General features: G+C 69.0%; 11 protein-coding genes. 7 read left to right on the top strand and 4 right to left on the bottom strand.

Annotation, left to right across the window (positions count from 1 at the left end; genetic code table 11):
- Window positions 1-510: cytochrome P450 (locus VGF64_08740; GenBank protein ID HEY1634831.1), on the top strand; the 510-nt coding region annotated here is incomplete at its 5' end.
- On the opposite strand, the gene VGF64_08735 is transcribed toward VGF64_08740, so the two are convergent.
- Window positions 511-1680, bottom strand: coding sequence for a glycosyltransferase (locus tag VGF64_08735; protein HEY1634830.1), 1170 nt, complete (start codon window positions 1678-1680; stop codon window positions 511-513).
- Window positions 1681-1815: 135 nt separating this feature from the next.
- Between VGF64_08735 and VGF64_08730 the strand changes: the two genes are divergently transcribed.
- Window positions 1816-2235 carry a VOC family protein gene (locus tag VGF64_08730; protein HEY1634829.1) on the top strand — a complete coding sequence of 140 codons (420 nt, stop codon included), beginning with the start codon at window positions 1816-1818 and terminating at the stop codon, window positions 2233-2235.
- Window positions 2236-2244: 9 nt separating this feature from the next.
- Here VGF64_08730 and VGF64_08725 read toward each other — a convergent pair whose 3' ends face one another.
- A complete protein-coding gene (locus VGF64_08725) occupies window positions 2245-2976 on the bottom strand; it encodes a helix-turn-helix transcriptional regulator (protein HEY1634828.1) in 732 nt (243 codons plus the stop codon).
- A gap of 64 nt (window positions 2977-3040) precedes the next feature.
- Here VGF64_08725 and VGF64_08720 point away from each other — a divergent pair, with 64 nt between their 5' ends.
- The 3 genes from VGF64_08720 to VGF64_08710 all read left to right on the top strand — a co-directional run bounded on the left by VGF64_08720 (window position 3041) and on the right by VGF64_08710 (window position 6032).
- Window positions 3041-4450, top strand: a complete 1410-nt coding sequence (locus VGF64_08720) for an MFS transporter (GenBank protein HEY1634827.1) — start codon at window positions 3041-3043, stop codon at window positions 4448-4450.
- Window positions 4451-4515: 65 nt separating this feature from the next.
- Entirely contained in the window at window positions 4516-5376 is an 861-nt protein-coding gene (locus tag VGF64_08715; protein HEY1634826.1) for an SDR family oxidoreductase, read from the top strand.
- Window positions 5377-5426: 50 nt separating this feature from the next.
- Entirely contained in the window at window positions 5427-6032 is a 606-nt protein-coding gene (locus VGF64_08710; protein ID HEY1634825.1) for a hypothetical protein, read from the top strand.
- Between the two features lie 42 nt (window positions 6033-6074).
- On the opposite strand, the gene VGF64_08705 is transcribed toward VGF64_08710, so the two are convergent.
- Both VGF64_08705 and VGF64_08700 read right to left on the bottom strand, forming a co-directional pair.
- Window positions 6075-6539 carry a GNAT family N-acetyltransferase gene (locus tag VGF64_08705; protein HEY1634824.1) on the bottom strand — a complete coding sequence of 155 codons (465 nt, stop codon included), beginning with the start codon at window positions 6537-6539 and terminating at the stop codon, window positions 6075-6077.
- A gap of 414 nt (window positions 6540-6953) precedes the next feature.
- A complete protein-coding gene (locus VGF64_08700) occupies window positions 6954-7739 on the bottom strand; it encodes a hypothetical protein (GenBank protein ID HEY1634823.1) in 786 nt (261 codons plus the stop codon).
- Window positions 7740-7909: 170 nt separating this feature from the next.
- Between VGF64_08700 and VGF64_08695 the strand changes: the two genes are divergently transcribed.
- Window positions 7910-8326, top strand: a complete 417-nt coding sequence (locus tag VGF64_08695; protein HEY1634822.1) for an FUSC family protein — start codon at window positions 7910-7912, stop codon at window positions 8324-8326.
- Window positions 8323-9248: MBL fold metallo-hydrolase (locus tag VGF64_08690; protein HEY1634821.1), on the top strand; the 926-nt coding region annotated here is incomplete at its 3' end. The genes VGF64_08695 and VGF64_08690, both read left to right, overlap by 4 nt.

The raw sequence follows: 9248 nt of genomic DNA, 5'->3' as shown, positions 1-9248 counted from the left end.
TTCTTCATCCTGCTCGTGGTGGCAGGCAACGAGACGACCCGCAACGCCATCAGTCACGGGATGAAGCTGCTCACCGACCATCCGGATCAGCGGGCGGCCTGGGCCGCCGACTTCGAGGCGCTGGCGCCGACGGCGGTCGAGGAGATCGTCCGGATCGCCTCGCCGGTGATCTTCATGCGCCGGACGGCCACCAAGGACGTGACGTTAGGCGGCGTCGACCTCCCCGCCGGCGCCAAGGTGCTGCTCACGTACTGGTCGGCCAATCGCGACGAGGCGGTGTTCGACAGCCCCTATCGGTTCGATATCCGCCGTGACCCCAATCCCCACCTGGGCTTCGGCGGTCCGGGTCCGCACTTCTGCCTCGGAGCGCACCTGGCCCGTCAGGAGATCACCGTGATGTTCCGCGAGCTCCTCGCTCGGGCGCCGGGCATCCACACGACCGGAGATCCGGAGCGGCTGCTGTCCAACTTCATCAACGGCATCAAGCACCTTCCCGTCGCCACCACGTAGTCACGCGCTTGCACTCGCTGCCACACGGCGCAGCGGCTCCACCCATTCCTCCGGCGTCGGCATCGATGCCATCTCCGCTTGCACTCGTCGGGCCTGGCGCCCGTACGTGTCGCCCACAAGCAGCGCGCCGACACCGTCGGTCACGGCCGCGGCGGTGACCTGATCAGGTAGGAGCCGCAGCCCGACGCCCGCCTGCTCGCAACGGTCGGCGTTCACGAACTGGTCGGCGCCCTGGGGAATCAACAGCTGGGGGAGGCCGTGGCTGAGCGCGGCGAGCGTCGTACCCGATCCGGCATGGCTGATGACAGCGGAGCAGTAGGGCAACAGGAGCGACTGCGGGATGTAGCGCTCGATCCGGGCGTTCGGCGGGACCTGGCCGATTGCCGTCGGGTCGTTGTCGCGGCCCACTGTCACGATGAGGTTGACCGGCTCCTCGGCGAGGCCCTCGAGTGCAGACCGGAAGACCGCCATGTCCGTGTTCGTCACCGTGCCGAGCGTCATGTAGACGGTGGGTCGTTCAGGAAGTCCCTGCACCCAGTCGGGCAGCCCCTCGCACCCGGTCGCGTCCAGCGGGATGGCGCGCATCCGTCTGATATCGCCCGCCTCGTACCCTGGAGCCGCGTCGAGGGATTGTGGCCACGTGGCGAGCGTCAGCCCCTCGAAGAGGCCGCCGAGCGGCGACGGGTTCAGGTCGAGCGACCGCCACAACGGCGACAGCGCGTCGGCGCAAAGCTCCCAGACCTCCAAGGGCGCGAGCGGCGAGACCGTGTGGTGCACGGCTGGCACCCTCGCCACGGCGGCGACGAGGGGAGCGGCGAAGGCCATCGTCTCGTAGACGATCAGGTCCGGACGCCAGCGGTCGACGAGCGGTACGAGGTCGTCAGCCATCATCGGGGCGCCGCACTCTCCGAACAGGCGCGGGAGGAAATACCCGAGGATGCGCTCCGGGCGCAGCCCGTCTCCCGGCCTTCCTCGGACCCTCGACTGGAGGACTGCGAACCACTGGTCGAGCTCGGGGCCGGCGCGCACCGAGGCCAGACCCATGTCCTCCGCCCGGGTGCACACCGAGGGGGCGCTGGCTACGACGACATCGTCGCCCGCATCAGCCAAGGCCAGGGCGAGCGGGACGAGTGGATGGAAATGACCTATTGCCGGCGAAGTGACGAACATGACCCGCACGGGCATCCCCCTTCGTGCCAGACGGTACCGTCGGAGGCTAGCGAGCCGTCGCCGATGAGTCCGATGAAGCCTCGACGGCTCAGCTCGTGGAACTGTTGTGACCGCGGGATAGGGGAGGCCCACACCATGGACTGGAAGCTCGAGCTCATTGTCGTACCCGTCTCGGACGTCGATCGGGCCAAGGCCTTTTATCTCGACAAGGCGGGGTTCGACCTCGACGTCGACCACAGCGCCGGCGACGACTTCCGCGTCGTCCAAGTGACGCCACGAGGGTCCGCGTGCTCGATCGTCATCATGCGGAATGCCGAGGCGGCGGGCTCCCTCCAGAGTCTTCATCTGGTCGTCTCCGACATCGAATTGGCGCGAGACGAGCTCGTCGGGCGTGGGACCGACGTCAGTGAACCCTTCCACTTCGAAGATGGGAAGCAGGTCCCCGGTCCTGATCCGGCGCGGGGCGACTACCACTCGTTCCTGGCCTTCAGCGACCCCGATGGCAACGGCTGGATGGTGCAGGAGGTGGCGAACAGGGACGCGAGCGACCGCTGAGCTTGTCGTTCACAGTGCTTCGGGGTCGACGCCCAGCTGCGCGGGGAGAGCCGACCGCCCGGAGGCGTTCACACGCACGACCCGGCGATCGCTTCGCGCGACCCAGCCGAGGGCGACGAAGCGGTTCAGCAGCGCGGCTCCGAGCCATCCGCTGATGTGGGGGCGCTGTTCGCTCCAGTCCACGCAGTAGCGGACGAGCGGACGGCGGGTTGGCGGGTCGAGAGGGACGTCGAGGCTGGCGAGGACTTGGCGACCCTGGGTGGTCATGTGGAACCGCTTCGCTCGTCCGGCGCCGAGCACCGGGTCGCCGGGACGATCCGGCGGTGTCTCGACCCCCAGGATGCCGCCGGAGACGAGAGCGTCGCAGAGGGCCACGCCGAGGCGGCCGGCAAGGTGGTCGTAGCAGGTGCGGGCCCGACGGATCGCCTCGGCGTGGGTGGCCTGGCGGAGCGAGCGGACCGGCCGGCTGGGGGCGATCCGGGCGAGCGCCTCGACAGCCTCGGCGACCTGGGGGCTCTCCAGGCGGTAGTAGCGGTTGCGGCCGGACGTCTCGACCGTGATCAGCCCGCCGTCGACCAGGCGGGCGAGGTGGCCGGACAGGGTCGAGGGTGCGACCTGCGCCTCCGCGGCCAGGGTGCTCGCGGCCAGGGCGCGTCCGCCCGCGAGGGTGAGGAGCACGGTGGCCCTGGCCCGCTCGCCCATCAGGTTTGCCACCGTCGCGATGTCTGCGTCTCCCGGCACGGACCAAGCCTAGGTCCGTGATACTTCGGCGCAGACCGAAGCGTCGGGCAGCGAATCTGGACGGGTGACACAGCTCGATCAGCTTGCCGAACCCGCCGCCCGGACGCCCCCTCGGCGGGCAGCGCCCTGGGCCCTGGTGGCGATCTGCGCCGCCTACTTCATGGTCATCCTCGACACGACGGTGGTCAACGTCGCCCTGCCGTCGCTGTCGCAGGGTCTGCACACGACGACGACGGAGCTCGAATGGGTGGTGGACGCCTACAGCCTCGTGTTCGCCGCCCTGTTGTTGTCGACCGGGGTGCTTGGGGACCGGCGGGGCGCCAAGAGCGTGTTCCAGACCGGTGTGGGCCTCTTCACCTGCGCGTCTCTCGCCTGCGGCCTCGCTCCGTCGATCGGTGCCCTGGTGGGGGCGCGCTGTGCCCAGGGGCTCGGAGCTGCCCTCGCCGTGCCGGCGTCGCTGGCCCTGCTGCAGGATACGTACTCCGACCAATCGGCTCGACGCCGGGCGCTCGGGGTGTGGGGCGGCGTGGCTGGTATCGCCGCAGGTGCCGGTCCGGTCGTCGGCGGCGCGCTGGTGTCCGGGCTCGGCTGGCGCTCGGTGTTCTTCGTGAACGTGCCCATCGGAGTTGCCGGGCTGGCGTTGGCCGGACGGTTCCTGCCGTCGTCACTCCCGAGGCCCCGCGGTGTCGACCCTGCAGGGCAGCTCGCCGGCATCGCCGCCCTGACTGGGGTGACCGTGGCCCTGATCGAGGCGGGCCACGAGGGCTGGGGATCAGCGCTCGTGCGAGCGGGGTTCATCGTCTTCGTGGTGGCCGGGGCGGCATTCGTCGTCGTCGAGCGCCGGGCGCGATCTCCGATGCTCCCGCTGCGGCTGTTCTCGGCGCCGGCCTTCTCTGGCGCCACCGCAGTCGGCCTGCTCATCAACTTCGGCTTCTACGGCGAGCTGTTCGTGATGAGCCTCTACCTTCAGCGGATCCACCGCCTGACTCCACTCGTGACGGGGCTCGCCCTGTTGCCGCAGATGGCCATGGCGATCGTGGGCTCGATCACGTCGGGTCGACTCATGGCCCGCACCGGTCCCCGCCGGCCCATGCTCGCGGGTCTCTGCATGGGAGGGGCAGGCCTCCTTGCGCTGGCGGTCGTCGTCGGTACACGCGGCGCCTATGTCCTGCTGCTCGCGCCGTTCGTCGCCGCCGGCCTCGGTATGTCCTTCACCATGCCGGCGGCCACGGCGGCGGTCATGGAGGCGGCGCCGCCCGAGCGGGGAGGGCTGGCGTCGGGCACCATCAACGCCGCCCGTCAGGTGGGCGGGGTGATCGGCGTGGCCCTCCTCGGCACCCTCGTCACCGGACGGGCCACGTTCATCCCGGGCTTGCGCGTCGGCCTGGCGGTCGCCGCCGCCGCCTTCCTCCTCGGCGCCGTGCTCACGGCGCTGACCATCGACCGCCCTCGTGGCGTGACAGACGCCGCGTAGCGCGGTGTCCACTTGATCACCTGAGAGGCTCGGTAGCCTCGCGGACAGGGAGACGGGGAGGACCGATGTCGAGCCAGGCCATGGCGGGGAAGATCGTCCTCGTGACCGGTGCGACCTCCGGAATCGGAGAGAGCACGGCTCGGGGCCTGGCCGCCATTGGTGCCACGCTCATCCTCGTCGGTCGCTCCGAGGAAGGAGCTCAGGCCGCCCGGGAGCGGATCCAGGCGGCCGTAGGCGCCGGCAAGATCCATGTCCTCGTTGGCGACCTGGCGTCGCAGCGCGACGTCCGAGCACTGGCCCGGGACTTCTTGCACCGCTTCGACCGCCTCGACGTCCTGGTCAACAACGCAGGCGTCGACGTCGGGAGCCGGTCGGTCACGCCCGAGGGACTCGAGCTCACCTTCGCCGTGAACTACGTCGCCCCCTTCATGCTGACGACGCTGCTCCTCGACGTGATGAAGGCGTCGGCTCCTTCCAGGATCGTCAATATCGCCTCAGCAGCTCATCGAGCCGGACGTATCGACTTCGATGACCTCCAGAGCGAACGAAGGTTCGGACAGCGGGCCTACAACAACTCCAAGCTGGCCCTGGTGGTGTTCACCTACGAGCTCGCTCGTCGCCTGCAGGGCACCGGGGTGACTGCCAACTGCGTCGATCCTGGTTTCGTGCGGACGAGTCTGGGGTCGACGATGCCCGTCGGCTACCGGTTGGCGGGGACGCTCATGTGGCCGTTCATGGCCCGGCCGGAGAAAGGTGCCAGGACGAGCGTCTGGGCTGCCTCGAGCCCTGAGCTGGCCGAGGTCACGGGCGCCTACTTCAAGGCAGAACGCCCCGTGGAGACGACGCAGACGACCCACGACCGAGAAACGGCCCAGCGGCTGTGGCAGGTGACCGGGACCCTCGTCGCTGGCACGACGTCTCCATAGCTGCCACCGCCCCCGCAATGGCCAGCGCTGAAGGGTCCTACCATCGGGCCATGTCGCTCATCCGCAGGTTGGTACCGCCCTGGGCCGCAACGGCCGTTGGAATCGGGATGGTGTGGGTAGGGGCCCCGCCGGCCGCGGCGCCCTTCGTGGCTCCCCTCGCGGGCGTGCTCGTCGACGAGACGCTACCGACACGACCGTCGCGGGAGGAGATCGCTCGCGACGAGGAGAACCGACCTATCAGGGCGCAGGCGTACAGGGACTTCGGCACCTCCGTGGCGGTGACCTGGCAGTCCGCCGGGCTCATGTTGACCTTCCGACCCACGCCCGTCGGGTACCTCCACGGACTGGCGATGCTGGCCCGCGCCCAGCGCCGCTTTGAGGAGCAGCATGCAGTCGTCACTGCCGCTCTCGGTCACATCCTTCTGTACGGCAGCTCGGAGACGCAGCAGGCGGCGGCAGCGGTCGCCAGGACGCTGGGCGAGCAGCTCACGGAGGTGGGTCGGGCCGGCAAGGTGGGCTCACCGGACATCCTCAGGGCCTACGACCAGGCCAGCACCAATCTCGGCAACAAGGTCGTGGCCTGGCGGCAGTCCGCGCAAGCCGACCTGGGGATCTCGGTGGCGCCTCCGCTCAACCCGGAGCGCCCCCAGCGCTGAACGATCCGACGCGAGCGTGACAGATGTCGCTGGTGCTCACGGCTACCCGTCAACGAGTGATTCCACCCGGCGCCACATGGCCGCGTGGGGGCCGATGTCAGGGTCGATCCAGGGCTCTCCCAGAGTGACGAAGCCGGCGCGCTCATAGAACGTCCTGGCGGGCACTCGTGCGTTGCACCAGAGGAGGCCCCCACCGTGGGATGCAACGTGGGCGAGCACTGCGTCGAGCACTCGGGCGCCGATGCCGCGTCCGCGGAGATGGTCACTGGTCGCCATGCCGCGCAAGCGCCAGCCACACATTGTGTTGGGATCCCAATGCGGTGGCTCCCGCCGCACAGTGGCAGTGCCCACGACCTCCCCCCGCGCCGTCCGGGCTGCCAGATGGCAGGCGTCCGGCTTCTCGTCGCCCGGGAGCGCCAGCTGGTAGATGCTCTCATGGGGTCGCAGCACCCGCTGGCGTAGCGGGAAGGTGATCGCTGCTGGCCCGGCTTCCACGCGCACATCCACCCCGGCGACAGTAGCTGGGCGAACGTGGGAAGGGTGCTTTGCAGCTTGAGGCTGTAAGGGCGGACAAGTGACAACAAGCGACTTCTGTGCGCTCCCTCCAGAGCTATCTGCCTGGACGTTGTGCCGAGTCGGCTTTCTCTGGGTACCAATCCTCGGGATCCGACACATGCTCGGCATGGCGGGATCTAGGAGGCCTCCATGCCAATCACCAAGTCCGTCGCAGTCATTGGCCGTAGCACTCGGGCGTCTCAGTTGGGAGGGACAGGTCTCGGTAGCGATGCTCTCTGGGGCAGATCATGCAGATGCCCAGCCCCGGTCGCTCCTTGCCGTGCTCGGGAAGAATCGCGAGATGGATCAGGTCAGGGTGATCATGGTGGCAAGGGCCATCAGGCTTCATCGTTGAAGCCGTGAACCTCACCGCCGGTCACTCCTGCTACGGACCAGGTAGAGCACGCCAAGGATTACGTCGCCCGCGACCCAGAAGAAGACCACGATGGCAACGCCGATCAGCGCGCCAACGTTGTAGGCGCTTTGGCAGGTCTGCTGGAAGTCAGCCGAACAGTTGGCCGCCGCGCCGTGCGACTGCACAACGGCGTTCACGATGCCGGCGATCAGCCAGATCACTGCCAGCACGTTCCAGCCGATGAGCACACGACGCAGAATGCGGCCCGGACGCTTGGGCTCGGACGGGGCATTGGCAGGCTGCCCCCATTGCCCGGGCGCTAGATGCGCCTCTGGCGGTGGCGGCGGAGGTGGGGTAGGCCCCAGGTTTGTGGTGGCCCAGTCGGGCTGCTCGTTGACGTTCGGCCGCAAGTCCCAAGCAGGCGATGTATTGCTCTCAGGCTCGGCGTCGGAGACCGCTTGCTGGTCTGCGGGGGCCACGCTTGGATGGCTGGCGCGCCCTCGGAGCAACTCCAGGTTGGTGCGGGCATCCGGATCGCCGGCGTCCGACGCCCGCCGGTACCACTCCTGAGCCTCGGCCGTCTTGCCCAGGTCCTGGAGAACACCAGCCACATTGAACATGGCGTCTACGTCACCGGTCCGTGCCGCTCGCCAGTACCATTTGGCGGCCTCGGACCGTTCGCCCCTCCCTTCGAGCAGCACTCCGAGGTTGTACGCCGCATCAACGTCGCCGGTCTCGGCCCGCCGCCGATAGTCGCTCTCAGTCTCCGCCGCCTGGCCGTTCAGGACATGGGTCATGTCACTGCCCCCCCGGTTGGGCTGAGGGCGATGACGTTGACTCATCCCTCAGCTACCTGATCTGGACAATCTCCACGATGACTCCTATTTCTGACGGGTGGCTGACTGAAGGCTGACCGGTTTCTGACTTCGGCCTTCCTGGCCTTCCTGGCCGCGGTCTACGGCGGGGGATAGGGTCAGCAGCGCACAACGTTCTGGGGGGCATCTGGGCGGTGATCGTGACCGTGTTTGTCTACCGGACCAGCTACGACGGCCGCGCCACCGCCGCCCTCACCCGGATGGCAGCGACGCTGCGGAGCTTCTCCATGCGCCTTGTCTACCTGCTCATCCTGCCATTCCGCCCCGTCGGCCTGGCGGCGATGGTCGGCGTCAGCGGACTGGCCGCGACCCTGCTCGGGAGAGCGCAGGACGCGGTGACCACTCGCATCACCACGGCGATCGTGCTCGTGGTGGCTTCGCTCAGTCCGCGCGACATCTGGCAGCAGCCGATCCTGCGACTGGTGGACACAGCCCTGGGGACAGCGGCGGGTTTGGGCACGGCGTGCATCGCGCCGCGCCCCACCGCCGCCGAGGTCGGGCGAGCATGACCACCGAGCTGGTTCTCCTGGGGACGGGGGCCGCGCCCATGCCGGTCGCCGGCCGAGGAGGGATCGCGTCAGCGCTCATCGTCCGCGACCGCGTCTTTGTCATCGACTGCGGTCGCGGAGCACCGTCTGCGTTCGTCGACGCGGGCCTCGATTTCCGGTGCCTGGACGCGGTGTTCGTCACCCACCTCCACGCTGACCACGTAGGCGATCTCCCCGGCATGCTGCTGTATCCGTGGGGGGTCCGCACTGGTGCGCACGGCCCGCTGCCACCCATCCGGGTCTACGGCCCCGCCTCACCGGGGGCGCTGCCCAGTGGCGACGCCACGTTTCATCGGGAGACGACGATCCACACTGACCGACCATCTCCCGGGACGACGGACCTGGTGCAGAGCATCCTGGCCGGCTACGCCTACCACCTGAACGTCATGCCACTCGACGCGCGAATGCCCGATGCCGGGGAGCTCGTCCGGGCCATCGACATCCCGGTCCCGACACCGGCTGACGGTGAGGCCCAGGAGCCGGTCGTCGTTATGGACGGTGGTGGCGTGCGGGTCACCGCGATCGCCGTCACCCACGGCCACGCGGTCCCGGCGCTGGCCTACCGCTTCGACACTGCGGACGGCTCCGTCGTGTTCTCCGGCGACACCACGGTCAACGACGATCTCGTCGCCCTCGCCCAGGAGGCGGACATCCTGGTCCACTCCGTCGCTGACCTCGGCTACCTCGAGCGCCACGGGACGACGGGCGCCGAGCTGGAGCGGATGGCCGGACTCCACACCGATGTCACGGAAGTCGGAGGCGTGGCCAAGCGTGCACGCGTCAACGAGCTCATCCTCACCCATTACCTCCCGGCCGAGCCGGGCGCGATCGGCGAGGCGGAATGGGCGGCGCGCGCAGCGACGACCTTCACAGGGAGAACCAC

The sequence above is a fragment of the Acidimicrobiales bacterium genome, assembly GCA_036491125.1.
GTDB lineage: Bacteria > Actinomycetota > Acidimicrobiia > Acidimicrobiales > AC-9 > AC-9.
This window is presented reverse-complemented; position numbering and strand designations above follow the sequence as displayed.